The organism is Natrinema sp. CRL1 (assembly GCF_059162405.1).
Window position 1 is genome coordinate 913456 of record NZ_JBLVOY010000002.1, and the last position, 25672, is coordinate 939127.

General features: G+C 63.7%; 23 protein-coding genes, 1 tRNA gene and 1 pseudogene. 9 read left to right on the plus strand and 16 right to left on the minus strand.

Features of this window, described 5'->3' with window-relative positions; translation table 11 throughout:
* Positions 1–133: 133 nt before the first annotated feature.
* A complete protein-coding gene (locus tag ACJYUO_RS10380) occupies positions 134–868 on the plus strand; it encodes a TVP38/TMEM64 family protein (RefSeq protein ID WP_494345295.1) in 735 nt (244 codons plus the stop codon).
* A gap of 88 nt (positions 869–956) precedes the next feature.
* Here ACJYUO_RS10380 and ACJYUO_RS10385 read toward each other — a convergent pair whose 3' ends face one another.
* From ACJYUO_RS10385 to ACJYUO_RS10395, 3 genes are all read right to left on the minus strand, one after another.
* Positions 957–1478, minus strand: coding sequence for a response regulator (locus ACJYUO_RS10385; RefSeq protein ID WP_494345296.1), 522 nt, complete (start codon positions 1476–1478; stop codon positions 957–959).
* A gap of 104 nt (positions 1479–1582) precedes the next feature.
* Complete coding sequence (locus tag ACJYUO_RS10390) at positions 1583–1792, minus strand: HVO_2523 family zinc finger protein (RefSeq protein ID WP_494345297.1); 210 nt, start codon at positions 1790–1792, stop codon at positions 1583–1585.
* A 111-nt stretch (positions 1793–1903) separates the two neighbouring features.
* A complete protein-coding gene (locus tag ACJYUO_RS10395; protein WP_494345298.1) occupies positions 1904–5032 on the minus strand; it encodes an adenosylcobalamin-dependent ribonucleoside-diphosphate reductase in 3129 nt (1042 codons plus the stop codon).
* Positions 5033–5468: 436 nt separating this feature from the next.
* Between ACJYUO_RS10395 and ACJYUO_RS10400 the strand changes: the two genes are divergently transcribed.
* The gene (locus ACJYUO_RS10400; protein WP_006431256.1) at positions 5469–5654 is read left to right on the plus strand and encodes a DUF8029 family protein; all 186 of its coding nucleotides are present in this window, start codon (positions 5469–5471) and stop codon (positions 5652–5654) included.
* Between the two features lie 119 nt (positions 5655–5773).
* Here the strand turns inward: ACJYUO_RS10400 and trpG are convergent, their stop codons facing one another.
* Genes trpG through trpD form a run of 4 tightly spaced genes read right to left on the minus strand, consistent with a single transcriptional unit; the run spans position 5774 to position 9811 of the window.
* Complete coding sequence (trpG, locus tag ACJYUO_RS10405) at positions 5774–6406, minus strand: anthranilate synthase component II (RefSeq protein WP_494345299.1); 633 nt, start codon at positions 6404–6406, stop codon at positions 5774–5776.
* Entirely contained in the window at positions 6403–8139 is a 1737-nt protein-coding gene (gene trpE / locus ACJYUO_RS10410; protein WP_494345300.1) for an anthranilate synthase component I, read from the minus strand. The genes trpG and trpE overlap by 4 nt, the downstream gene beginning before the upstream one ends.
* Before the next feature lie 8 nt (positions 8140–8147).
* Positions 8148–8798 carry a phosphoribosylanthranilate isomerase gene (locus tag ACJYUO_RS10415; protein WP_494345301.1) on the minus strand — a complete coding sequence of 217 codons (651 nt, stop codon included), beginning with the start codon at positions 8796–8798 and terminating at the stop codon, positions 8148–8150.
* Positions 8795–9811, minus strand: a complete 1017-nt coding sequence (trpD, locus tag ACJYUO_RS10420) for an anthranilate phosphoribosyltransferase (RefSeq protein WP_494345302.1) — start codon at positions 9809–9811, stop codon at positions 8795–8797. The genes ACJYUO_RS10415 and trpD overlap by 4 nt, the downstream gene beginning before the upstream one ends.
* A gap of 184 nt (positions 9812–9995) precedes the next feature.
* Between trpD and ACJYUO_RS10425 the strand changes: the two genes are divergently transcribed.
* Positions 9996–10070: transfer RNA gene (locus ACJYUO_RS10425), tRNA-Val, on the plus strand.
* A 336-nt stretch (positions 10071–10406) separates the two neighbouring features.
* Here ACJYUO_RS10425 and ACJYUO_RS10430 read toward each other — a convergent pair.
* On the minus strand, positions 10407–10616 hold the full coding sequence (locus ACJYUO_RS10430) for a hypothetical protein (protein WP_494345303.1): 210 nt from the start codon (positions 10614–10616) through the stop codon (positions 10407–10409).
* 106 nt (positions 10617–10722) lie between these two features.
* Between ACJYUO_RS10430 and ACJYUO_RS10435 the strand changes: the two genes are divergently transcribed.
* Positions 10723–11631, plus strand: coding sequence for an AEC family transporter (locus ACJYUO_RS10435; protein ID WP_494345304.1), 909 nt, complete (start codon positions 10723–10725; stop codon positions 11629–11631).
* A gap of 91 nt (positions 11632–11722) precedes the next feature.
* Here the strand turns inward: ACJYUO_RS10435 and ACJYUO_RS10440 are convergent, their stop codons facing one another.
* From ACJYUO_RS10440 to ACJYUO_RS10455, 4 genes are all read right to left on the minus strand, one after another.
* Entirely contained in the window at positions 11723–12436 is a 714-nt protein-coding gene (locus ACJYUO_RS10440) for a hypothetical protein (protein WP_494345305.1), read from the minus strand.
* 82 nt (positions 12437–12518) lie between these two features.
* On the minus strand, positions 12519–13301 hold the full coding sequence (locus ACJYUO_RS10445) for a YihY/virulence factor BrkB family protein (RefSeq protein ID WP_494345306.1): 783 nt from the start codon (positions 13299–13301) through the stop codon (positions 12519–12521).
* Between the two features lie 162 nt (positions 13302–13463).
* Positions 13464–14213, minus strand: a complete 750-nt coding sequence (locus ACJYUO_RS10450; RefSeq protein ID WP_494345307.1) for a CAP domain-containing protein — start codon at positions 14211–14213, stop codon at positions 13464–13466.
* 39 nt (positions 14214–14252) lie between these two features.
* Complete coding sequence (locus ACJYUO_RS10455) at positions 14253–14582, minus strand: lycopene cyclase domain-containing protein (protein ID WP_494345308.1); 330 nt, start codon at positions 14580–14582, stop codon at positions 14253–14255.
* A 104-nt stretch (positions 14583–14686) separates the two neighbouring features.
* Here ACJYUO_RS10455 and ACJYUO_RS10460 point away from each other — a divergent pair, with 104 nt between their 5' ends.
* Entirely contained in the window at positions 14687–15844 is a 1158-nt protein-coding gene (locus ACJYUO_RS10460) for a CBS domain-containing protein (protein WP_494345309.1), read from the plus strand.
* Positions 15845–15981: 137 nt separating this feature from the next.
* On the opposite strand, the gene radB is transcribed toward ACJYUO_RS10460, so the two are convergent.
* Positions 15982–16746, minus strand: coding sequence for a DNA repair and recombination protein RadB (radB, locus tag ACJYUO_RS10465; protein ID WP_494345391.1), 765 nt, complete (start codon positions 16744–16746; stop codon positions 15982–15984).
* 658 nt (positions 16747–17404) lie between these two features.
* On the opposite strand from radB, the gene ACJYUO_RS10470 reads away from it, so the two are divergent.
* Positions 17405–18076 carry a GNAT family N-acetyltransferase gene (locus ACJYUO_RS10470; RefSeq protein ID WP_494345310.1) on the plus strand — a complete coding sequence of 224 codons (672 nt, stop codon included), beginning with the start codon at positions 17405–17407 and terminating at the stop codon, positions 18074–18076.
* A gap of 116 nt (positions 18077–18192) precedes the next feature.
* Here ACJYUO_RS10470 and ACJYUO_RS10475 read toward each other — a convergent pair.
* Positions 18193–19155, minus strand: a pseudogene (locus ACJYUO_RS10475) (IS630 family transposase).
* A gap of 294 nt (positions 19156–19449) precedes the next feature.
* Here ACJYUO_RS10475 and ACJYUO_RS10480 point away from each other — a divergent pair.
* Positions 19450–20265, plus strand: a complete 816-nt coding sequence (locus tag ACJYUO_RS10480; protein WP_494345311.1) for a hypothetical protein — start codon at positions 19450–19452, stop codon at positions 20263–20265.
* Between the two features lie 15 nt (positions 20266–20280).
* Here the strand turns inward: ACJYUO_RS10480 and glmS are convergent, their stop codons facing one another.
* A complete protein-coding gene (gene glmS, locus ACJYUO_RS10485; RefSeq protein WP_494345312.1) occupies positions 20281–22077 on the minus strand; it encodes a glutamine--fructose-6-phosphate transaminase (isomerizing) in 1797 nt (598 codons plus the stop codon).
* Entirely contained in the window at positions 22077–23261 is a 1185-nt protein-coding gene (locus ACJYUO_RS10490) for a sugar phosphate nucleotidyltransferase (RefSeq protein WP_494345313.1), read from the minus strand. The genes glmS and ACJYUO_RS10490 overlap by 1 nt, the downstream gene beginning before the upstream one ends.
* Before the next feature lie 502 nt (positions 23262–23763).
* Between ACJYUO_RS10490 and ACJYUO_RS10495 the strand changes: the two genes are divergently transcribed.
* Both ACJYUO_RS10495 and ACJYUO_RS10500 read left to right on the plus strand, forming a co-directional pair.
* Positions 23764–24690 (plus strand): NAD-dependent epimerase/dehydratase family protein, encoded by a 927-nt coding sequence (locus ACJYUO_RS10495; protein WP_494345314.1) that lies wholly within the window; start codon positions 23764–23766, stop codon positions 24688–24690.
* 186 nt (positions 24691–24876) lie between these two features.
* Entirely contained in the window at positions 24877–25428 is a 552-nt protein-coding gene (locus ACJYUO_RS10500; RefSeq protein ID WP_494345315.1) for a metal-dependent hydrolase, read from the plus strand.
* The last annotated feature ends 244 nt before the right edge of the window (positions 25429–25672 follow it).

Here is a 25672-nt window from a genome sequence, read left to right on the forward strand (position 1 = left end):
CGTGACCGGCCCACGCAACCATCGCCGGCAGAGCGCGAGCAGCGTCGACCCGTCCGAGAGCTACTTAGTTCGAATCCGCCTCGAGTCGGGAGAGACACAAAGGTTTCAACGCTCGAGCGGGATTTCAGGTCGAATGTCGGTGTCGTCGGTCCGAACGCGTGCGCTCGCCGGTGCAATCGTGGCCAGCGGCATGGTCGCCACGGGCCTGCTCGTCTCGCCCTCGCGGGTGATAGGAGCCGTCGATGCCCTCGTCGCGGACCCGTTCCTGTTCGGCCTCGTCGTCGCCGGCCTCTATCTCGTCCGGCCGCTGCTTGCGTGGCCTACGACGCCGCTCGCCGTCGTCGTCGGCTACGGCTTCGGCGTCGCGGCCGGCGTCCCGATCGCGCTCGTCGGCGTCGTCACGACCGTGCTCCCAGTCTTTCTCGTCGCTCGCTGGCTCGCCGGCGAGACAGATACAGCCCGCAAAGCCCGCGCTGAGAGTGAGGGCGGGGGCTCTCGAGTCCTCGAGCGGGCCGGCGACGCCGTCGCGCGCTATTACGAGACGGCGGGGCCGCTCCGCGGCGTCACCGCCTCGCGGCTGGCACCGATCCCGTCGGACGTCGCGACGTGTGCCGCCGCCGTCAGCGGCGTTACGCCCCGCCAACTGGTGGTCGGGACCGCGATCGGCGAACTCCCGTGGACGATCGCCGCGGTCGTCGTCGGTGCCTCGGCGGCGACGATCACCTCGAGCGGATTCGGCGAACTCGGCGCGGCGGTTTCGGTCGCCTGTGCGCTTGCCGCCGTCGTCCTCCTCGCTGGTCCTGTCTACCGTGCGCTCCGGACGGAGCAAACTCGAACCGGGAGTACAGGGCGATCGACGGATAGCTAGGGGCTCGAGCGGCAGGAAGCCGATTGCCGGACGATCGGAGACGTGGACCGGGAAAATCAGACTGCAACTGTGCGATATCGGTGTCCGATCACTCGTTCATGTCTTCGATCAGCGAATCGCTCAGGTCCTTCAGTTCCGACTCGAGTCGCTGGTAGCCCTCGGTCTCGGTCAACTCCTCGACGGAGTGTTCGTCCTCTAAGGTCTCCATCTTGTTCGAGAGGGACTCGAGTTCGCGCCGGTCGCCGTCGCCGTAGCGCGACTGGACCCGCAGGTTCTCGATGATCCGGGTCAATTGGGCTCGCGTGACCGGCTTCGTGACGTAATCGTCGAGGTCCAGTTCGACGATATCCAGTCCGGGATCGACGGCAGTCACCATGATCACCCAGCAGTCATAGCCCGCCGCGCGGATCTCTTCGAGCACGCGATCCCCGGTGATATCGGGCATGTGCCGGTCGAGTAGAACGACGTCGATCGACTCGCTCAACTGCTCGAGTGCGGTCCGGCCGTCGTAGGCGGTCACGACCTCGTAATCCTCGCCGACCCACATCGCGTAGAGGTCGGCGAGTTCCCGTTCGTCGTCGACGACGAGAATCGTCGGTTGCGCAGACATAGAGCTCAGTGTCCGAGACCACAGACCGTCGTCTTGTAGGGGTTCCGGGCAACTCAGTGCTCGAGTCGGGCACTGAACCGGTCGTTCGGCGAGAAAGGCGGCGTTCAGCGGAAGGGGTCGCTGCAGTCGAGGATGACCCCGTGCTGGGGACAGACGTACTTGCAGTGACGTTTGTACATCGGAGCCTCGCAGTGCGGACAGCGCGGTGCGCCGGCGGCTCGGTCGCTCGAGTCGTCCGTCGCCGTAGCGGCACTGCCGGTTGACCCGTCACCATCGGCACCGCCTGCGGCACCGTCCACACCGTCGGCAGTCATACGACTGGGTACTCGCCGACCGGTGCTAAGTGTGGCGCTTCCGGGCACACGGCGACGCGAAATCGGGAGAAGATTGAGACGAAAGAGATCCGAAACGGCCTCAGTCAGCGCTCAGCACTCGCTCCAGCCACAGCTCTCGCAAGTTTTGCAGCCTTCGGAGAAGTACAGCGACATCGAGCCGCAGTCAGGACACTCCGGCGATTCGCCGGCGTCGATGAGGTCCTGAGTCGTGTCGTCGTCAGCGTCCGCGCCCGATCCGCTATCGGCGGCGGCCGCGCCGCCGTCGGTCTTGGGGCCGTCGTAGTCGGCGATCTCCGCGTCGGCGGACTCCTCGAGGGTCTGCTGTTTCGGGTACGGCTTGTCGATCTCGTTCTCGAGGTAGCGTCGCATCGCGGTGCCGATGGCGTCCGGGATGGACTGGATCTGTTCGCCCTTGTCCCACGCGACCTTCGGCGAGCGCGTGCCACAGAGTTCGTCGACGATTTCCTCGGGGTCGACGCCCGAACGCAGCGAAGTCGAGATGACCTTCGCCAGCGCCTCGGTAAAGGAGTTGGTGAAGCCACCGGAGTGGCCGATGTTCGCGAACAGTTCGAACGGCTGTCCGGTCTCGGGGTCCTCGTTGATCGTCACGTAGATCTTCCCGTAGCCGGTGTCGATGCGCTGGCTGACGCCCTGCAGGGCGTCGGGGCGCTCGCGCTTCTCGGTGAAGTCGACCTCGATCGGCTGGCCGTCCTCGCCGAGCAGCGCGTCGACGTCCTCCTCGAGGACGTCCGCGACTTCCTCGCTCTCGAGGAAGCCTTCGAGGCCGCCGAAGATCTCGTCGATCTGTTCGACCAGGGCCTGTGCGGCTTCGGTCTCGTCGGCGAAGTCGGCGTTGTCCGCACGCGTCGTCAGCACCTGCTTCGAGCGGGTGCCGTCGCGGTAGTAGGTGACGCCCTTGCCGCCGTTCTCGTAGACCCACTCGAAGACCTCCTTGGCGTCCTCGAGCGAGGAGTCATTCGGTGCGTTGACCGTCTTCGAGATCGAGGAGTCGACGCCCTTCTGACAGGCACACTGCACTGCTGCGTGCTGTTTCGCGGAGAGGTCGCTGGTGATGACGAACAGTTCGCCGATGGCGTCGGGCACGGTCGAGAGGCCCTCGACACCGTCGAACTGGTTTGTTGCCATCTGCTCCTGGGCCTCCTCCTTGACGGCGTCGACGTCGATGTCGTTGGCCTCGAGGGTGCGCAGGAAGTAGTCGTCGAACTCGACGAGCATCTCGTCGCCCTGGACGTCGTCGGTGACGTTCTTGTAGTAAGCGACGTTGTAGATGGGCTCACAGCCGCCGGTGGTGTTGCCGACCATGGAGGTCGTCCCGGTCGGGGCGATGGTCGTGACGTTGTGATTGCGGATGGGGAAGCCCTCTTCCCAGTCGTCGGCGTCCTCGCCGGTCTGGTGCTCGAACCACTCGCGGTACTCGGTCGGGTTGGCGTACTTCGAGTCGCCCCAGTCGTTAAAGGAGCCGCGCTCGGTGGCGAGTTCGTGGCTCTTGGCTTTCGCGCCGTGGTTGATGTGGGTCATCAGCTGGCGGGCGACTTCGTTCCCTTCGTCGCTGCCGTACTTGATGCCGAGCTGGACGTACAGTTGGGCCAGTCCCATGATGCCGAGTCCGATCTTTCGCATGTCTCGGACCTTCTCCTCGATCTCCTCGACCGGGAAGTCGGACATGGTGACGACGTTCTCGAGGAAGCGTGTGCCGTACTCGATGCGCTCGTCGAACTCCTCGAAGTCGATGGCCTCCTCGAGGAAGGCGTCGATGGCCGCCGCTTGGGAGTCGTACTCGTCGCCGTGCTCGTCGGACCAGACGCGCCAGTCGGGGGCGTCGAGATCCGCGAGCGTCGAGAGGTTGATGTGGCCGAGGTTACAGGCCTCGTGTTCCTCCAGGGGCTGTTCGCCACAGGGGTTGGTCGCGAGGATCTGGTGGTCCTCCTGTTTCTCGACATCGAAGGAGTGCTGGTTGTTCACTCGCTCGAGGTAGATGACGCCCGGTTCGCCGTTCTCGTGTGCGCCTTGGACGATGCGCTCCCAGACGAGTTCCGCGGGGATCGAGAGCGGTTCGCCGACCTCGACGTGCTCGCCGAGGTCGTAGCGGCTGTACATCTCCTTGGTCTCCTCGCTCGCGATGTGGGGCTCTTCGGTGCGCGGATTGGTGAAGGTGTACTCCTCGCCGTTCTGGACGGCTTCCATGAAGTCGTCCGTGACGCCGACGGAGATGTTAAAGTTCGAGAGGTGGCCCTCGACGGCGTTGCGCAGGTGCTTGGGGACCCGCCCGTCCTCGTCGATCAGTTCGCGGGCCTCCTCGAGCGCTTCCGAGAAGGTGGTGTAGGTGTAGTCGTCGGGGTCGTTCAGTCGCAGCGTATGGGCCAGCGAGACATCCTTGTTCTTGGCGTGGATGAACTCGATGACGTCCGGGTGGGAGACGCGCATGATGCCCATCTGGGCCCCGCGTCGGGTCCCGCCCTGCGCGATGGTCTCACAGAGCTGGTCGTAGGTCCGCATGAAGGTGATCGGGCCGGAGGCGATACCGCCCGTCGAGCCGACCGAGTCGCCGTAGGGGCGCAGTTGCCAGAAGCCGTAGCCGACGCCGCCGCCGGACTGGAAGACCTCCGCGGCCTTCTTTGCGGTCTCGTGGATGTCCGAGAGGTCGTCGTCGGGACTCATGACGAAACAGGCCGAGAGCTGCTGGAGTTCGTCACCGGCGTTCATCAGCGTCGGCGAGTTCGGCATGAAGGAAAGCGACTCCATTCCGTCGGTAAACGTCCCGGCGACGTCCTCGACGTGGTTTCGTACCTCGTCGGGAAGCTCGGGGACGACCGTCTCGTAGGCGAACTTGTTGACGTTGTGCTCGGTCAGCACGGTTTCCGCGTCGTCGTCGTCGGCCGTAACACCCTCGCCGAAGACCTCCGCGGCGAGTTCGTCTCGGCGCGGGTGGTCGGGCTTTAGCTGGTCGGGCGTGACCGTGATCTCGAGGTCTCGCTTTTCGGCCTCGTAGACGGCTTCGGCCAGCGCGACGTTTTTGCCGACGCGGTCGAAGAGATCCTCTTGGGTCTCGATCAGTTCGCCGTTCGAGTCTTTCCGGAGATAACGGGCCGGGAGAATGTTCTGATAGGCGTTGTCGGTCAATCGCTCTTCTAAGGTGTCCCCATCGGAGCGCTTGATCGGGAGAGTGAGATCTGCCGCGGAGAGTTCGGCATCGCTCACGCGTGAGTCACCTCGTCGGTACACCGCTGCCACACGTCGATTCTGGCGTCGGACCGGGTCGTAGCTCGCATCATTCGTAACGAAGGTTCGATATTCATTGATACCTCATAAAACGTGGTGTTGTTGTCCTACTTTTCTTGTAGTAATACAATTGCGGTTGTAGAGATATCTCTGTAACCTTTCGTTTCTGTTCTGCTGGCGACCGTCGAGACGGCCGCCTGTGCGGTCAATAGACCTTACGTGGTCGACTGCCTTAACGATTTTCAGACCGAATTGACCGTGACTGTTTCCGACACGAGGCCGTCGCAATCGGGCGAATTTCCCGTTTCCCGGTGATCCGGCCTGACTGACCGATATCCGTACTCGAGTCACTCACTCTCGGGAGTCAGTCACGATATCCAGAAAGATTACGTCCCTGCGGTACTGGGTGGTCCGTATGATCGATGCACTGCTGTCGGCACCACCGATCCTGCTGGTGCTGGCCGCCCTCGCAGCCTTCGCAGTCGCGGTTATCGCCCTCCGAATCGCCATCAAACTGGCCGTCCGCGTCGGTATCGTCGCCGCGGTCGTCCTCGCCGCCCTCTACGCGGTCGGGCAACTCGAGTTGCTCCCCGGCGTATAAGGAGCAGGCCGATAGCCAAACTGTAGAATCGCCCCTCTGACCCCAAACTGCGTGCTGAGAAGTCGTCCTTTCTCCGTCTACGTGACCCGGCAATCGCGGCGAGAAGCGTACACTGTCACTCAGACGCTCGCGAGGAAGTTCTCGATCACGTCGTGGCCCGCCGCCGTCAGCACGCTCTCTGGGTGAAACTGCACGCACTCGAGGGGGTACTCCTCGTGGCGGACGCCCATGACGAGCGTCTCGTCCCCGTGTTCTGCGGTCGCCGAGACCGCGAGACAGTCCGGCACCTCGGTCGCGACGAGCGAGTGATACCGCCCCGCGCGAAAGCCCTGCTCGAGACCCTCGAAGACGCCCTCTCCGTCATGGTCGACCGCGGAGGCCTTGCCGTGGATCGGGTCGGGCGCGCGGCCGACGGTGCCGCCGTACTCGTAGACCGCGGCCTCGAGACCGAGGCAGACGCCGAGGATCGGAACCTCGGAGGAGACCTCCCGGAGCACGTCCATCGTGACGCCAACGTCGCGGTCGTTTTTCGGATGCCCCGGCCCCGGACTGACGATGATCGCGTCGGGATCGACGGCGCGCACGTCCGCGAGTGACGCGGTGTTTTTCAGCACCTCGGTTTCGGTGCCAGCCTGCTGGCTGACGTACTCGACGAGGTTGTAGGTAAAGGAGTCGTAGTTGTCGACGAACAGGACCGTGAGCGGCTCCGCGTCCGCGTCGTTGTGGTCGCCTTGCGTTGCAGGCGCGCTCATCGGCTCACCTCTGCCGTCGCCTCGGGTTCGTCGTCGGGCGTCGACCCGTCTCCCGGTAGTTCGATCGCCTCGAGTGCGGCGAGGACGCCGCCCATCTTCTTCTCGGTCTCCTCGTACTCGGCGGTCGGATCGCTGTCGGCGACCAGTCCCGCTCCGGCCTGAACCGTAATCCGATCGCGATCCGTTTCGGCTCGCGGAGCATCCTGCTCCGCTCGCGTATCCGCGGCGCGTGGCGCCGCGCCTTCCTCAACTGTCGCCGTTCGAATCACGATCGCGAAATCCGTATCGCCGGTCCACGAGTAGTAGCCGACGCCGCCACCGTAGAGGCCGCGAGGGGTAGACTCGAGGTCGTCGATGATCTCCATCGCCCGGATCTTCGGGGCTCCAGAGAGGGTGCCGGCGGGGAACGAGGCTCGAGTCGCGTCGAACCCGTCCGAGTCCTCGGCCAGCGTGCCGGTCACGGTCGACTCGATGTGCTGGACGTGGCTGTACTTGAGGACGTTCATGAACTCGTCAACCCGGACCGAGCCTGGCTCAGAGACCCGCCGTACGTCGTTGCGCGCCAAATCGACCAGCATCGTGTGCTCGGCGCGCTCTTTTCCGTCGGCCAACATCTCGCCTGCAAGCCGCCGGTCCTCGACGGGACTCGAGCCCCGGTCGCAGGTGCCGGCGATGGGGTTGGACATGACCTCACGGCCGCGTACGGAAATCAGGGTCTCCGGGCTCGCCCCGACGACGGTCAGGTCGTCGTGATCGAGCAGGTACATGTACGGCGACGGGTTCACGTCGCGCATGGCCTCGTAGAAGCCGAGGGTATCGACATCGCCGTAGAGCTCTCGCGTTCGGGAGATGACGCCCTGATAGATGTCGCCGTCGAGGACGTGCTTTTTGGCCCGTCGGACGCTTTCCTCGTACTCGTCTTTGGGACCAGCAACCTCGTCTTCGCGGACGAAGCCGCCCGTTTCGGGCTGTGTGGCCGCCCGCAGCGTCGCCGCGACGTCGTCGGCCTCCGCTCGGAGCGCGTCGTACACCGCACCGGGGTCGTCGTCGGCCTCAAGGACGGGCGTACAGACCAGCGAGACCGTCCCATCGCGCTCGTCGAAGGCCAGCGTCTTCGTCGTCAGGAGGAACTGCGCGTCGGGGAACCGTGAGTCCGGCCGCTCACAGCCGACCTCCTCGAGCCAGAGGTCGTAGACGGCGTCGTAGGCGAGAAAGCCGACCAGTCCGCCCTCCAGATGTTGGCGGTCGTGATCGGGCATGTTCTCGAGGCGAACGTCGGGCATCGCGGCCCGCAGCGCGTCGACGGTGTCGCCCTCGGCGTCGGTCTCGATCGCGTCGAGCGGCGCGTCCGCGGTCAGCGCCTCGACGGTCGCCTCGCCGGACTCGACGGTCACGACGGCCTCGGGGTCATACCCCACGTAGGAGTAACGCGCGTGGCGCTCGGCGTCCGCGGCGCTCGGCCGGAACGCGCCGTCCGGGTCGCTCGAGGCCGTTTTCTCCGCACTCTCGAGCAGGAAAGCGTACGGCGAGCGCTCGCGATCGACCGCGTCCGAGCGGCCGGTCAGCGCCGCGTAGGCCGCAAGCGGCGTCGTCTCGCACTCGAGGGTCGCGACGGTGTGGACGACGGCGGGTCGGTCCGCCCGCTGCTCGCTCGTGCCCGCGTGATCGCAAAACGTCTCGCGGTCGATGTCGAAGACCGGCCGGTCAGTCGGCGTCGAATCGGAGTCGTGCATGGTCACGGTTACGGCTCCGCGGGTTTGCGTGCGTTCTTGGCTCGGTCGACGAACGACCGCACGGCGTCGATGTCCTTGACACCGCCGCGTTTCTCGACCCCGCTTGCCACGTCGACCGCGAAGGGGTCGACGGTCCGGACCGCGTCGCCGACGTTGTCCGGCGTGAGTCCGCCCGCGAGGACCAGCGGCGACTCGAGGTCCGCGGCGGCCATCCGCGTCTGGTCCCAGTCGTGAGTGCGGCCGGTGCCGCCGCCCCCGTCGTCGCCGGCCGTGTCGACGATGAGCGCGTCGACGATATCGTCGTAGGTCTCGGCTGTCGTCGCGTCGTCGGCGTCGACCGCGAGCAGGAGGTCCGTCTCGAGTTTCGCGCGCAGGTAGGCGAGGTCGCCGACTCGCATGTCGCTGTGGATCTGGAGCGCGTCGGGTTCGATGGCCTCGCTCAGCTCGATTGCCTCCTCGGGACCGTCCGGCATCGTCACGAGCACGCTCGTCACGAACGGCGGGGTCGCCGCCGCGAGCGCCGCGGCTCGCTCGATCGAGACCTCTCGGGGCGTGTCGACCGACACGTCGCAGATGATTCCGACCGCGTCCGCGCCCGCGTCGATCGCGGCCTCGAGATCGGCTTCGGTGGTCAGTCCGCAGACCTTGACGCGGGTCATTGGCCCTCCGCCCGCGCCGTCGCGCCACAGAGTTGCTCGAGTTTCCGCGCCGCCTCGCCGTCCTCGATCGCCTCGCGGGCCACCGCAGCGCCCGCCTCGAGCGAGTCGGCCTCGCCGGCGACGTAGATCGCTGCACCGGCGTTTGCGAGGATCACGTCCCGTTTCGCGCCGGTCACGTCGCCCTCGACGATCCCGCGCATATCGGCCGCGTTTTCCTCGGGCGAGCCGCCCGCGATGTCGCCGATGTCGTGCTCCGCGAGCCCGAGATCCGCCGGCTCGAGCGCGTACTCTTCGACAGCTTCGCCGTTGACCTCTGCAACGTGGGTTTCGCCGTGGATGGCGATCTCGTCGGTGCCCGCGCCGTGGACGACCAGCGCGCGGTCGATGTCCATCCGCGAGAGCGCCTCTGCGAGTACGGGAACGAGATCGGGGTCGTAGACGCCGACGACCTGTGCGTCCGCGCCGGCGGGATTGGTCAGCGGTCCGAGCACGTTGAAGATCGTCCGCATGCCGAGTTCCTTGCGCGGGCCGATGACGGCCTTCATCGCAGGGTGGAACACCGGCGCGAGCATGAAGCCGATGCCGTCGGCTTCGATCGCGTCCTCGACGGCCGGCGGTTCGGCCTCGACGTCGACGCCGACTTCCTCGAGCACGTCCGCGCTGCCCGACGAGGACGAAACCGAGTAGTTGCCGTGTTTGGCGATTGGAACGCCGGCCCCGGCGGCCACGATCGCGCTCGTCGTGGAGACGTTGATCGTGTTGTAATCGTCGCCGCCGGTGCCGCAGGTGTCGACCAGCGGCTCCCGATCCGGCGAGATCGTTCTGGCCGCGTTTCGCATCCCCTCGGCGAAGCCGGCGATCTCGGCTTCGGTCTCTCCCTTCGAGCGCAGCGCCGCCAGCAGCGCGCCGATCTGTGCCTCCGTTGCGTCCTCGAAAACGGCCGTCGAAGCCGCTCGAGCGTCCGATTGCGTGAGATCCTCCCCGTCCGTGACTCGTTCGACATACTCCTGCATAGTGGACACCAATGTACGTAGTTGTCTTGTAATGCCCAAATCCGTACATCGACTTAAGCGTGTCGGACGGGTGCGTGGTGGAGATTCGCGTACGGCAGTCGATTCGAAACCTTCAATTGGTGTGGCGGGCAACGACTGAGTGCAGACAACGTGGCGACGCAGGCCACGGACGAAAGCCAAACCAGGGTTGGTGGTCTAGTCTGGTTACGACACCTCCTTGACATGGAGGAGGCCGGCAGTTCAAATCTGCTCCAACCCACTACTTCTGTCGCGAGCTACTCCGCGAGCGACGGAATCGTCACGTTGGGCAGATTTGAATCAGGGAGCAGCTATGCTGTGACCGTGGTTCAAATCTGCTCCAACCCACTTTTCGAGCGACACTACGCGAGGAGCGACGCGACGAGCGCGTCGCTCGAAAATTGATACAGCAGCTTGAACCAGACGAGGCGCGTGCAACGGAGTGAGCACGTCTCGGCGTGGTTCAAATCTGCTCCATCACGTTTCTACCAATTGAGAGATCTAGTGTCCGTGAGTAGGTTTGCGAGCCCTCGAGCAGTTCCAGCGAGAGACACCTATCGATGCTGCAACTCGCTCGTTAGCCGTAGTTGAAGAGTCGCCCGACGACGAGCGCGACGGCGACGGCCAACACGAGCGTGAGTAGCAGTTCCGAAAGCCACTGTATCGGCCGCGGACCGACGGACCCGAGGCGAACGAAGCCCGCGGCGAGCACGACGATATTCGTTCCGAGAAGCAGGTTCGTCGTTTCTCGGCTGGCCGCCCAGTCTCGAGCGTCCTCGGATGACATTGGATGTCCTCTTGGGCCACCTATTGTTAGTTTTCCGATACGTTACGACGCCCGGTGGCTTGCCCGGACCGGGGAGTTCAAACCCGTGAGTCGATTCGGCCGGAGTATGGAAGTCGTCGGTCGACTGTTGGCGCTGCTCGTCGTGTTGCTGGTCGGGGCGGGATTGCGGACGGTCGGCGTGCTCGACGCGCGCCGGACCGCGCTGTTGAACGATACCGCCTACTACGTCGCGCTCCCGGCGCTGGTCTTCGTCTCGACCTACGACCGATCGATCAGTGCCCTCCTTTCGCCCGCGCTGCTCGGCGGGCTCCTGTTCGTGCTGTTCGCGACCGCGGGGTTCGCGTGGCTCGCCCACCGCCACCGCGACTCGAGTGCGCGCCAGAGCGTCGCGATCGTTCAGTCCTATCACTCGAATTTGGGCTATCTCGGATTGCCGCTGGTCGCCGCGACGTTCAACGACTCGGTGACGGCGATCGCAAGCGTCGTGCTGGGCGTCGTGTCGTTGGCGCAGGTGCCGCTGACGGTCGTCGTGCTCTCGATGCTCAACGGGACCGACGCCTCGATCGGGCAGGAACTCCGCGGGCTCGCGCGAAACCCCGTGTTGCTGGCGCTGCTCGCCGGGCTAACGATCGGCTCGGTCGGCGCTTCGATCCCGTCGCTCGCCGCGACCGGCCTCGACACGGTCGGGTCGCTCGCCTTGCCGGTCGCGCTGCTCTGTGTCGGTGCCTCGCTGGAGGTCGACATCCCGTCGATCGACGTCGGTGCGACCGCCGCCGTCGTCGCGCTCAAGATCGGCCTGATGCCCGTCCTCGCGTGGGCCGTCTTCTCGATGCTCGCCGTCGATTCGGCGACGTTTACCGCCACCGTGGTGATGCTCGGCACCCCGACGGCCGTTTCGACGTTCGTCTTCGCGAGCGAACTCGGCGGCGACAGCAAATTTGCATCCTTGAACGTCTTCGTCACGACGCTCGCCTCGATCGCGACGATGTTCGTCTTGATCTCGCTGGTCGGCTAACTGGCCCGCGAGACCGCTCGAGTCCTCTTGAGCGAGCAGATAATCGAAGAGGGATATAGCGCCGTCCGAATCGCGACCCCTCGAGGCCGCGTTATCGCGAGAAGAAGCTCTTGAGCCGGCCGAGTAGTCTGGGTGTATCCTCGTCATCGCCCGTCGCGGGTCCGTCGTCAGGGTCGACTGAACCGGCGAGCGGACCGGCGTCGTCGGGCACGTTTGTGCCACCGGTGGTTCCGCCGGCTTGTGTCGTCTCGAGGTCGTCCATCGAGAGGTCGACATCGTCGATTTCGGGGGTCGACTCGCGGTCCTCGCCGGCTTCGGCCGCACGAACGTCAGCGCCGGTGATGTCGCCCCGTTCGACGCGGGCGGCGAGGTCCTCGGGCGAGTCACCGCCAATATTGTCCGAGAGAGAAGCCGCAGCCGAGTCAACTGTAGACAGCTCAGGGTCGCTTTCAGCGTTCTCGGCACTCGAGTCCGACCCGTCGAGCCCGGTGTCGGCTCCGCCCGCCGATTCGGTGTCACTCGAGGCCGGGTCGGGGGAGTCGTCGGCATCGGTTTCGAGCCCGGAGTCGGCCTCGGAGGAGGTCGTGGCCACCGTCTCAGACGTGCTCGAGTCGGCCGACGCCGCGTTCGCCGACGCGGATTTCGTCGCGTCCAGCGAGTCGAGGATGTCGTCGACGCTCTCCTCGGAGACGACGCGCTGGGGGCCGCCGTTGGGCTCGAGGGCGTCACCCGAATCGGCCTCGTCTGTCTCGTCCGCCGCACCGTTTTCGTCGGCCCCGGCGGGAGTCGATTGCTCGTCGCTCATGGTGGAGGCTGTCGCTCCCGGGGACATAATCTTTCCCCTGTGTGACGTTCAGGAAACGAGGAAGACGGCGGTCGAAACGGGACTATCCTGCGATCGAGGGTCGTGCTCGGACGACGTTGAGTACGGCCCCAACGAGGATGATGATGCCGGCGAAGTAGAGCCACGTGACGAACAGGAGGACGGCACCGACGGCCCCGTAGGCCTCGTACTGGGCGGCGTTGGCCGCGTAGAGCTGGAAGCCAAGCTGGAGGACCGTCCAGCCGACGGCGGCGAAGACCGCTCCGGGGAGGATCTCGCCGAGGTCGACTGGAATCGGCGGGAGGACGTAATAGATCGGGAGGAAGACGAGGACGAGCCCGGCCAGCAGGACGAGCCAGCCGAGCACGCCCGCGAACGGGACGGTGTCGGCGACGGTTCTGAGCGCGGCACCGATCCCGAGCATCAGCGCGAGCGCACCTGCCCCCGCGACGATCACCGTGAGTCCGTCCCTGATCTGATCGACGAGTGAGTCCTCGGCGACCTCGTCGTAGACCTTGTCGAACGCGAGGCTCAGCCCGCGAAAGACCTTGAGCGCGCCCCACGTGGCGACGGCGAGGGCGACGACGGTCGCCTCCGCGCGACCGGATTCTGTCGTCAGGGCATCGGTGACGAGGTCTTCGCCCGACGCCGGGAGGAAGTCGCCGGCGGCGGTGATGAGCCGCTGGGCGGCCTGCTCGCCGCCGAGCAGCGAGCCGACGACGAGCGCAAGCAAGACCAGCGGAATCAGCGAGACGAACGCGTAGTAGGCGAAGCCGGCCGCAAGAAAGGTCAGATCGCGGTCGCTGGCCGTCCGATAGATCGCAGTGAGTGTCTCCGGGAGTTCCATACGACGTGTACGACGATCGGGACCAATAACGTGTAAGTCGTTCGCAGTTCCTGCGGCCGGCCCAGGCCGGCGATTCCCGCCGCGCCTGTCACCGCTCGAGACGGACCGGGCGCCGAGCGGTCGCGGATCGCGATGGCGATGGAGACCGGCGCGGAACGACGGCTACCACTGGCGACAGAAGTTCTGGCCGGCATAGACCGAGCCATCATCGTCGATGTAGACGCCGACGCCCGCGCGGTCCCAGCGGGGCGTCTCGCCTTCCTCGAGGATCGCCTCTCGGTGGTCCGTCGAGTTCATCCACTGATTGACCAGCCCGGTCGCGAGTCCCTCGGCAGTCTGATAGCGAACGGGGCCGGCCTCCCCAGAGCGTTCGACGCGCCGATCGACCCACGTCATGGCGATGTTCTCGCCGTACCCCTGACAGTAGCTGTCGACGGCGCTGAACCGGTCGTACGGCCCCTCTCCGTCGGGATTCGTGTGCGCGAAGTAGTCGCGCTGAGCCATATCGTAGCTATGTGCGCGGGACACGGACGCGATCGTGCCGTCCCACGCGAGGGGCTCGAGATCGTGGTCGGCCCGCCGCTCGTTGATCTCGGCGTGGACGAATGCCTCGACGGTGGGCGACCGGACCGTCTCAACGTCGGTCTCGTCGCTCGAGTTCCCGGGGTCGTCCGGATCGGTTACGTTGGAATCGCGTTCGCCGGCCGGCGGCGGGTCGGAACTGGGCGAGGGTCGCTCCTCGAGGCCGAGATCGATCCCGTCGATGAGCTGGGGGGCAAACAGCGCGGTGCCGAGCGCGAGCGAGCAGATGAGGAGAAGTGAGACGAAGACGTTGAGCAGCCCCCGAAGCAACGCGCGGTCACTGCTCCCGTCCGCGCCAGCCGATGTCGTCTCGGATCGCCGGCCGTCCATCGAGTTGATTCACCGGACCGAGACACAAGACTGTCGCGGTCAGTTACAGTCAGTGAGACGCCGTGGCTCGTCGCGGTCGCCGAAAATCGTCTCGTGGAACCCGATGACGAGGCCGGGAACGACCGCCATGAAGAGGTGTTCCTCGAGCGGGATGCCGGCGATGTCGATCCCGGTTCGGAGTTTGATATCGAAGATGCCGACAGCGAGGGTATACCGGTCCCAGACGTAAGCGACGGGGTACAACGCGAGGATGGTTACTGCTGCTTTCCGAAGGGCGTTCGCGCGGAACAGCAACAGGGCGGCGACGGTTCCCCAGACTACCTCCGTCACGAGGTAGGTGTAGCGACCGAAGACGCTGATATCGAGCATCGACCGTCTTTCAACGGCCAATATAAAAACATCTGGGCTGGAGCCACCTGGACAAAACGGGCAGTATCTTAAATACCCCGGCGGCTCTACGTTCACGTAGGAAGATGAATATCGCTGATATCGCCACCACGGAGTTCATCGAAGTCGACGTCGGGACGCGAATGGGGAAAGTCCGGTCCATGTTCGAGGACGGCAACCCCAAGGGAATCATCGTCACGAACGACGGGGAATACGAGGGCGTCATCAGCGAGCGGGAGGTCCTCCAGTCCCACGTCGAGGACGACGCCAAGGTAGCGGCGCTCACCAAACCCAGTCGGAATACGCCGTCGCCCAAGGTCGACCGCCACGAAGACGTCCGGGAGACCGCACGCGTGCTCGTCGAGAGCAACGCCAAGGTCGCACCGGTCTTCGAAAACGGCGAGCTCTGGGGCGTCATCACCGATGACGCCATCCTCGAGGCCGTCCTCGAGAACTTGGACGCGCTGACCGTCGAGGACGTCTACACCGACGATCCGGTCACGCTGACGGAGGACGACGGGATCGGCAAGGCGATCAACCTCCTGCGCGAGCACGGCATCTCCCGGCTGCCGATCCTCAACGAGAACGGCTACCTCTCGGGGGTCGTGACGACTCACGACATCGCCGACTTCGTCATTCGGGAGAACCACACGACGACGACGGGCGATCGATCCGGCGACAGCCAACGGCTGCTCGACGTGCCCGTCTACGACATCATGACGAGTCCCGTCGAGACGACGACGCTCGACACCTCCGCCGAGGAGGCAGTCGAAGCGATGCTCGCGGACGATTACGCCGGACTGATGGTCACGCCGAAAGACGACGACCGCCTCGTCATCGGCGTCATCACCAAGACGGACGTGTTGCGCGCGCTGACGTTTACCGAAGAAGAGCACATGGATGTCCAGATCACCAACATCTCGATGCTCGACACCATCACTCGAGAGGGCATCGTCGAGAACATCGAGGAGGTCGTCGACAAGTACCAGGACATGCAGGTGATGCACGCACACGTCCGATTCAAGGAACATCAGGAGCGACTCCGCGGCACCCCGCTCGTGCAGTGTCAGATCCGCCTGCGAACGAACAAGGACCAGGTCGCCGGCACTGGCGAGGGCTACGGCTCCGAGAACGCCTTCCGCGTCGCACTCGACAAGCTCGAGCGCAACGTCTTGGAACTCAAGGGCGTCACCAGCGACGAGGAGTACCGCGGCCAGCTCCTCCGAAAGCTGAACCAACTGTAACGGGGACTGCCGCGGACGGCCGTCGCCGGCGTCACCGGCGTCACCGCGTCTCGATTATTTTCGGCCGTCGAACGGACTGCACATCGAGTTACTCGTCAGAAATACAATACGCACACCGAGCGAATGGAAACTGCGGATTAGGATCGAACCGTCTCGTCTTCACCCTCGAGTCCGGCGTCAGTGATCCGGAACTGCGCCGACTGGCCGGCGGGCTTTGAGCGGTGTTTTTCCAGCGTCGCGCGGCGTTTCCCGCCGCGGAAGCGCTCGAGGCGGAGTACGGTTCCGGTCCAGTGCTCTAACGTGTTACCGCCGAGTCCCTTGGTGCGATCCGAGTCGGGGTCCGAAAAGACCTGATTCGTCAGGACGACCGCCAGATCGTGTTTCCGGGCCAGCGAGAGTAGGTGAGTCACCTGCCGGGTGACGCTGCGCAGCGCCTCGCCCTCGTCGCCGTCGGCGGTGCGCTCGAGCCGGTAGAAGCCGGTTGCGCTGTCCAAGACGATCAGTTCGGCGCGCTCGGCGAACTCCTCGGCGTCGCGGACGGCCTCGGATTGCTCCTCGAAGTCCAGTGCATCCTCGATGACGATCCGTGAGGCGACGGCTTCGATGTCCTCGGTCGCGTCCCCGTCTCGAGTGTCGTCGGACCGCGGCGACTGCGGCTCGACGGTGGCCTCGAGCAGTTGCTGGAAGCGGTCGACCGAGACCCCTTCGGTGTCGATGTAGACGGCGGTGCCGCCGTCGACGGCCGTCTGGACGGCCGCCGACAGCGCCAGATTCGTCTTTCCGGCGGCCGGCGGCCCGTACAACTGCGTGACGGTGCCGCGTTCGAACCCCCCACCGAGCAACTCGTCGACCGGGCCACAGCCGGTTGGAATCGCCTCGTCGGTCACGGTTCGAGTTGGCAGGGTACGCGCAAAAAGGCCCCGGAACGAATCGTGATTCAATCGATCCGATCGAGAGCATCTCTTCAGTTACCCCACGAAGCTGAATGTGCAGACTACACGCGATAAATATCATTATAGTCTTATGTTCCTTGTTAGGCGAGACAACCAATTGTTCTCTGGAGACCGCAGCTATCAATGGGCTTCTCAGTGGGTTCCCCGCATAAAATAAATCGAAACTGATAATATTGTATTTAATTGTTGTCTATGCGTACACCGGTAATAAGACAGCTCGAAACGTGCGTGATTTTGCATGACGATCGAAGTCAGAGAGCTATCTCGACGAAACAAGGACGACTGGGATTCATATGTCGAACAAGCGCCACATGCCACGCCGTTTCACCAGTACACCGCTCTCAACTTATTCGCCGACTACTTCAGTGCTGACCTCCACCTTCTGGTCGGTCGCAAAGGACAGGAGCCAGTCGGGCTTGTTCCGCTCTTCGAAACCGATTGGGGTCCATTTACCAGGCTCCAATCGCCGCCGTTAGAGACGGAGTTGATGCACCTCGGGCCACTGCGGTTGAATTTCGAGCAGATGAAAAACCGCAAGGCTGAATCCGATCACAGACGATTCATCGACGCGTGCTGGGAGTGGATTCGGTCGGAAATCGAGCCCGATATGGTTTCCATTCGATGCGGCGACCGGTATACTGATATCCGGCCCTATATCTGGAACGACTTCGAGGCAGTCCCCGCGTACATATACATCGTCGATCTCTCTCAAGACGTTGAAACACTGTTCGACAATCTTACGAGTGAGGCCCGCCGGATCATACGAAACACCGATACCGACGCCTACGAGATTGCCGAGGGAAGTGTCGAAGACACGCGAACGATCGCTCGACAGGTCCGCGACCGCTACGAAGAACAGGAGAAGACGTACGGTCTTACGCCGGAGTTCATGGCGGAGTTCCATACGGCGCTCCCAGATCAGCAGGTCCACCCCTACTGCCTCTATACCGACGGTGAGTTAGTTAGCGGCTTGATCTCCCTCGAGTTCGGAGACACGATGCACGTTTGGCAGGGCGGAGCCGTAACCGATGTCGATCTTCCGGTCAACGAACTCCTCTATTGGCACGTTATTGAACAAGCCGCATCGAAAGGGCTAGATCGGGTAGATCTGACGACGGCGATGGTGCCCAGCCTGGCCGATTATAAAGCCAAATTCGGTCCCGAGCCACGATTGATACTCGACGCGCGTTGGCGGTCACAGGCGTGGCAACTCGCCGAGTTCGGCTACAAGCAGACGCCGGAGGTAGGGCGCGACATCGTCCAATCCTTGCTTTCGTAACTCGCTTCGGGAGATCGACTCAACGAATCTGTGCTCGTACTCGCTTCGGGTTCCGGCGAAGCTGTCCGCGCCGATTCCACTCGAAGTTGGCGGTCCGTTCTGAACTATAGTAGGAGTTAGAAATAATTGCTCACTTTGGGAATGGAGAGTTGATCAAGAGCGGTATCGATCGCTGTTGTGAGCACAGAAAGTGAGTCAAAGAACCGGTTGCTAAGAGCTGATTGCAGCTGTCTCCAGCACTCTTCGACTGGATTGAGTTCCGGTGAATACGCTGGTAACGTGACGACCCACGCCCGAAAATACGGCGCACCATCCAACACAATAATCTAGTTATTTTCGAACTCTTTGCATAACGCGAGAATGAAATGTTTTGCGTGATCGGCGGTCACGTACTCTTCAAATCGAGAGAAAAAGCGATCATCGTCCTCGGTGATCGCGCCTAACAGACACGTCCAGTCGCGTTGTCCGGACAACTTAACAGACGGTCGCGTGCCGCGCGGAAACCACGCGGCACGCGGCTCAGCTTGGACGGATTTCTTGGTTTGATCGATACAGACTACTGTGGCGTCCATTTCCCGCCGCTTTTTTTAAGTTCTTCGTGGAACGTCTCTTGTTCGTCAGTCTCAGCTTCAGCGGCTGTGCGGCGTGGTTTTTGATAGCTCAATCCCGCCACTTTGAGCAACCGCCGGCAACTCGGGATTGAGTTCTCAACATCGTAGGTCTCGTCGAGATACTACTGGACGAGCGCCGGTGTCCACGCCGGCGCGTCAACCCCAACTTCTTCGGGTGGATCGTGAACAGCTTCTTCAGATTCTTCTTACTCTTTTTCTGAGACCTTTCTTTTTCCTCCAGATCAGTGAGCATTAGAGACAGCCTGCTCAAGCGACTTGTCAGTGCGAGTCGCGTGAGCCAGCTATAGATCGTACGTCACTGAACGCCGTACCACTCGGCTAGTTCAGTCTGTGCAACGCCGTTTTTGTACGCTATTGCCCTAAAAGCCGTTATATCGGCTTCTTTCTTTCTACGTTGTCGAGAGCATCTTGCAATTCCTCGACAGAGATTTCGTCGAGATGGTCCACTACTCCCAGAAATAATCTCTGAATAGAAAGATCTAAAGGTTACTATAGTTTTCAGCCGAGGGAATCTACGGCGGTAGCCCCGGATATTATCACCTGTCCGTCACTACAGACGGCTCGCTCGCCGACTGTCACCGGATCCGTGTCAACGAGTCGCGATCATTCGACGGCTGGTCGTCCGTAGTACTCAGATCGGCAATCACACATGCGTCGATGTGCCAGTGACTCCGCTGTCACAGCGCTTCTCGCGGAACGGTGTTCGCGTACGTTTATTCGTTGCGGGAGCGAAGCCAGTCTGTGATCGTCGTCGCTACGGCAGACTTCGAGGTATACCACGGCGTCGTCAACGAGCTTCGCGACCGCGGGACGGTGTTTACGACTATCGAGGCCGACGAGGAACTGCCGGAGCAGGCAACCGTCGTCGTCACGGGTGCAGAACACGCCGACGACTTCCCGGACGTGCCGACGATCGTCGCCGAGCCCGACCACCCTCGGCGGGCGGTCGATCAGGCGCTGGCCGCGGTTCGCGGCAACGGCGGCCGAACGGTCATCGGCGTCGATCCGGGGAAGAAACCGGGCATCGCCGTCCTCACCGGCGAGACCATCGTCGCCACCTTTCAGGTGCCCCTCGGCGACGCCGTCGACGTGATCCGACAAGAGGCTGACGAAGCACCCTCTCCGGTCGTTCGGATCGGCGACGGCTCCCGCCTCGAGAGCGCGAAGCTCGTCAACGAACTCGACACCGTCCACGTCGAACTCGTCGATGAGACGGGGACGACGCCCTACCTCGGCACGGGATCCAGAGGGATGGGCGACGTGCTCGCCGCGGTCAATATCGCCCGGCTCGAGGGGGAGGTCGTCGACGCCCGCGAGATCGAGCCGACGGAGGGCGAGTTGCAGGTGATCAAGGATCGCTCGCGCGAACGGAGCGAGCACAACCGGGCGATCGACGAGGTCCTCGCCCGCCGCGTCGCGTCCGGGGAGTTGACCATCGACGAAGCGCTCTCGGAACACCGGAGCGACTCTGGCAGAGACGACGGCAGCGACGAAAATGGAAGCGGCGACGACTCTGAAGACAACAACGACGACAGCGACAGCGGCGGAGACGAGTAAATCCGATTCCGGCGGTCACTCGACCGTCACGCTCTTCGCGAGATTTCTTGGCTTATCGATCGACCGGCCGAGTTGATTCGCGACCCAGTACGACACCAGTTGGAGCTGGACGTTCGCCAGTATCGGCAGCAACTGCGGTCGGGTCTCGGGAATCCGTAGGAGGTCGTCGACGTGATGTTCGACCGCCGCTGGCGAATCCGTCACCGCGATCACCGGCGCGTTGCGGGACGCGACTTCCTCGACGTTCCCGAGCATCTTCTGCCGTTTGGACGCGCCGCTGATGATGGCAAAAACCGGCGTTCGCTCCGATACCAGCGCTAGCGGCCCGTGTTTCAACTCGCCGGCGGGGAACCCCTCGGCGTGTTTGTACGTGATCTCTTTCATCTTCAGTGCCCCCTCGAGTGCCACCGGCGCGCCGTACCCCCGGCCGATGAAGAAGTACGCGTCCGAATCGACGTAGTCGCGAGCGACTTCCTTGGCGCGCGATCGGTCCAAGATCGACTGGATCTGGTCCGGCAACGCCCGGAGGTCCTCGACGAACCCGCGAGAACACTCGCCGGTGAGCGCACTCGAGAGCATCGCCAGCGCGGCCTGCTGGGAGGCGAACGTCTTCGTCGCGGCGACGCTGATCTCAGGGCCGGCGCGGATGTACATCGCGTGGTCGGCCTCGCGCGATACCGAACTCCCGACGACGTTCGTCACCGCCAGCGTCTCGGCCCCCCAGCGATTCGCGTCCCGGAGCGCCCCGAGCGTGTCGGCAGTTTCGCCGCTCTGGGTGGCCGCGATCACCAGCGTCTCGTCGTCGATAGGAATCGCGTCGGCGTCGTACTCGCTCGCGTGGAACGCCGACGCCGGGATTCCGCGGTCGCGAAAGAGCCGCGCGGCGTAGAGCGACGCGTGATACGATGTCCCACAGGCGACGAGTTGGATCCGCGCCGGCCGCTCGAGGCCGTCGATCTCGTCGATCGAGACGGAGCCGGCAATCTCGCTGAGTCGCTCGCGGAGACAGTTGCGAATCGCCCGCGGCTGTTCGTTGATCTCCTTTCGCATGTAGTGGTCGTAGCCGCTCTTGCCGGCCTCCTCCGGGTCCCACTCGACGGTCTTGACCGGCATGTCCACGACCGCCCCGGACTCGTCGGTGATCTCGACGCCCGATGGGCTGATCTTCGCGAACTGCCCGTCTCGCAGGTAGACCACCTGATCCGTATACTCGAGAAACGCCGGCACGTCGCTCGCGAGGTGGTAGCCGTCGTCGCCGATGCCGAGGACGAGCGGTGACCGGTGGCGTGCGGCGAGGACGCCCTCGATGCCGGAACAGACCGCCGCGACGGCGAAACTCCCCTCCAGTCGATCCACCGCGCGCCGAAACGCCGTCTCGACGTCTGCACCCTGCTCGAGCGACGTCTCGATCAGGTGCGGGACGACCTCGGTGTCGGTTTCGCTTTCGAACTCGTGGCCCGCGGCCTCGAGTTCCGCGCGGAGTTCGCGGTAGTTCTCGATGATCCCGTTGTGAACGACGGCGACGGAGCCGTCGCAGTCGGTGTGGGGATGGGCGTTCGCGTCCGTCGGCGGCCCGTGCGTGCTCCACCGGGTGTGGCCGATCCCGGCGCGACCGTCGACGGAGCCGTCCGGCACCGCGGCCTCGAGTTCGGATAGTTCGCCGTTTCGCTTATACACGGAGAGCGACGAATCCGCGATCGCGACGCCCGCGGAATCGTACCCCCGATACTCTAGTCCTGAGAGGCCGTCCAGCAACACGTCGAGGACGTTCGGATCGGTCTGCGCTGGCGTGTAGCCGATGATGCCACACATCAGGACCACACCTCCGTTCCCTCGGGGATCGTTCCGCGAACGGTCGTCCCCGGTTCGACCTCTACGTCGGGGCCGACGATCGACCCGGGGACGTACGTGACGCCGCCGCCGTCGCGGGCGCGATCAGCCAAGAGCGCGCCGAGGGATTCGCCCTCGAAGATGCGGTCCCGAACACGAACGTCGCCGGGGCCGCCGGAGACGGTCGAGCCCGCGCCGATCGTCACGCCGATACCGGTGACACACTCGATCGCCGTCGCGTTGGCACCGAGACGCGTATCGGCGTCGATGACGCTCTCCTCGACGACCGCGCTCGAGCCGACGGTCGCGTTCTCGCCGAGACAGACGTAGGGGCCGACGACGGCACCGGGCCCAATCACGCAGTCGCGGTCGATGACGACGGGTTCCCGGATCACCGCCGACGGATGCACGTTCGAGCCGCGGTGATCCTCCGACGGCCGCTCCCCGCCGACAATTCCCGCATCGAATAACTCGAAGGAGACGTCGAGCAGGTCCCACGGATAGGTCGCGTCGGCCCAGATCCCCTCGGATACGACCCCATTGACCGTCTCGCCGGTGTCGACGAGCGCGGACAGGCCGTCGACGAGATGGTGCTCGCCTGCGGTCGGTTCCGACGCGCGGACGGCATCGAACACCGCCGGTTCGACGACGTAGACGCCAGCGTTGAGGACGTAATCCCGATCGTCGTGGGGGTTTTCGACGATGTTCGTTACACGCCCGTCCTCGAGGATGACGCCGCCGTAGGCTTCGACGGACGGGCGCTGTAACAGCGCGAGCGTTGCAGTCGCGTCGGCCGCGTGTCCGGAAATCGTCTCCCGGATAATCCGTGTATCGACGATCTGATCGCCGTTGATCACGAGACAGGTCCCATCGACTGCGGATTCGGCTGCGAGTAGCGCGTGGCCGGTCCCGAGCTGGTTTTCCTGGGACACGTACGTGATCGGGACGTTTCGGTAGGTCGGGCCGAAGTGAGACTGGACGCGAGTAGACCGGTAGCCGACGACCGCGACGAGTTCGTCGATGCCGGCGTCGATGAGCGCATCGAAAACGTGCTCGAGAATGGGTTTCGTTCCCGCAGGGAGCATCGGTTTGGGACGATATCTGGTCAGCGGGCGGAGTCGGTTTCCTTCACCGGCGGCGAGAACGATCGCAGCGTAGGTGTCCATATACTAGCCGCATCAAACGGTGGTGCCTTTTGAGCCTGCGACGGTATCGTCGGAAAATAACGGATATATTCGGATATGCGCTGTCGGGGATGAAGTTGCGTTTCGAAATAGCCACTTACCCGGCGATAAATTCGAGACTCCAGTCGCTCGGTCCCATCACCGTGATTTCGACCGACCAGAAGAGATTAGTGCTACTGATTTGTGTCAGCTATCAGCAATAGTGACAGTCAAGCGATCACGTTCCGTCGCCCGAATCGACGGTCCGGAATCGTAGCCATTCGCCGTCGTGGTCCCGAACGTGATCCACCTTCGAGCCGATGGATCTAGGTCAGTCGAGCGGATTACTCTCAGTTTCGACCGTTTCACTCCATCGGAATCGGATCGGCGAGTAATCGTCTAGAATGATGATGCCGGACGTGATCCGCTGGATCGTTTCATTGCCGAAGACAGTCTGCGACGGGCGGAATGGGGCATTTACGATCGGCTACGGACGTCGTACGCGATGGCTGATTCGGAACTAGTCGAGACGGACGTTCTCATCACGGGCGGTGCGGGGTTCATCGGTTCCCGGCTTGCACAACAACTGGTCGACGACAACGACGTGACAGTCTTGGACGATTGCTCGAGTGGGACCGCTCGAGCCGTCCCGGACGACGCGACATTGGTCCGCGGCGACGTTCGTGATGCGGATGCCGTCATCGACGCGATGGACTCGGCCGACGTCGTGTTCCACGAGGCCGCCCTCGTGAGTATCTCGCAGTCCGTCGAGGATCCTCCCGCGAGTCACGGCCGAAACGTTCGCGGGACACTCGAGGTACTGGAAGCCGCTCGACGGTGTGACGCCCGTGTCGTCCTCGCATCGAGTGCGGCGATGTACGGCCATCCCGACTCGGTCCCGATACCTGAAACGCATCCGGCGGACCCGACGTCGCCGTACGGTCTCGACAAGCTCGCGCTCGACGAATACGCTCGTTTGTACCACGAGCTATACGGGCTCGAGACCGTCTCCCTTCGCTACTTCAACGTCTACGGCCCCGGACAACCGGTAAACGACTACAGCGGTGTGATCAATATCTTCCTCGAACGCGCACGGAACGACGATCAACTCACGGTTTTCGGCGACGGTGAGCAAACGCGGGATTTCGTTCACGTCGACGATATCGTCAGGGCGAACGTCCTTGCGGCGACGGGAGACGTTGCGGGCGAGGCGTACAACGTCGGAACCGGTCGGCGGGTGACGATCAACGAACTCGCCGACATGATCGTGCGCCACAGCGATTCGGACGCCGCGGTCGTCCACGACGACCCTCGCGACGGAGACATCCGTCATAGCTGTGCAGATATCTCGAAAATCAGCGAGCACCTCGGCTACGAACCCACGATCTCGCTTGAGGAAGGGATCCGCGAATTGGTTGCCGCCGAAGACTGACGCGGAAAACCGACTCGGCCCCGCTGCAGCCGCTCAGTCCGGGGTCTCGAACTGACGCGGGAGCCGGTCGCAGTCGGCGGAATCGGACACGGAGAGTGACGAAGCCTCGAGCGGGTCGCCCCGATCGCTTCGACGGAGCGTGGAATCGTCGACACGCCTATCCGTTGGCTTGTAGACGTAGCGGCCATGTGGCCCTGGGGACACGTCGCCGTCGCCTACCTCCTCTATTCGCTGTTTACGCGGGTCCGGTTCGGACGACCACCGCGTGCGATGCCGGCGATCGCGGTCGCGATGGGTTCACAGCTCCCTGACCTGATCGATAAACCGCTCGCCTGGGAACTGGGACTCCTCGCGAGCGGTCGCTCGCTCGCCCACTCGATTACCTTCACACTGCTGTTGATACCGGTCGTCTACGCGATCGCGGGACCCACTGGCCACCGCGAGAGTGCAACGGCGTTCGTCATCGGTCACGTAACGCATCTCGTCACCGATCTCCCGCGAATGACTATCGCGGGTGACTTCTCCGGGACGACGTATCTGTTCTGGCCGTTCCTCGGCCCCCCGGCGTACGACGAACCCAGCGGTATTCTCGTCGCGTTTTCCGGCTATTCGATCAGCGCTTACAGCAGCGTCCAGTTCGCACTGTTCGCCGCGGCGATTATCGTCTGGTATCGTGACGGACTCCCGGGACTGAAAGTTGCGTGGCGCTCGGTGAAACGACACGCCCCACTCGGCTGATAGCGACCGATTCCGTTTGAGTGACAACCGCCTCACGATCGCAGTCGGGACACACTGATCGGTTACGGAAATGCGAGGAGAAAGCCCCGTGCGTTAGCGCGGGGAGGATGTCAAGCAAGACCGTTCCCCGCTGTTACCGGTTTAACGGATACTTTGCTTTCGAACGGAATGCGGTAACCGGACCCAGGATGGGTCAGTCGGCCTTTTGTCGGAACCGTTCGAGCCCGCGTAACGCCTGGCGCTA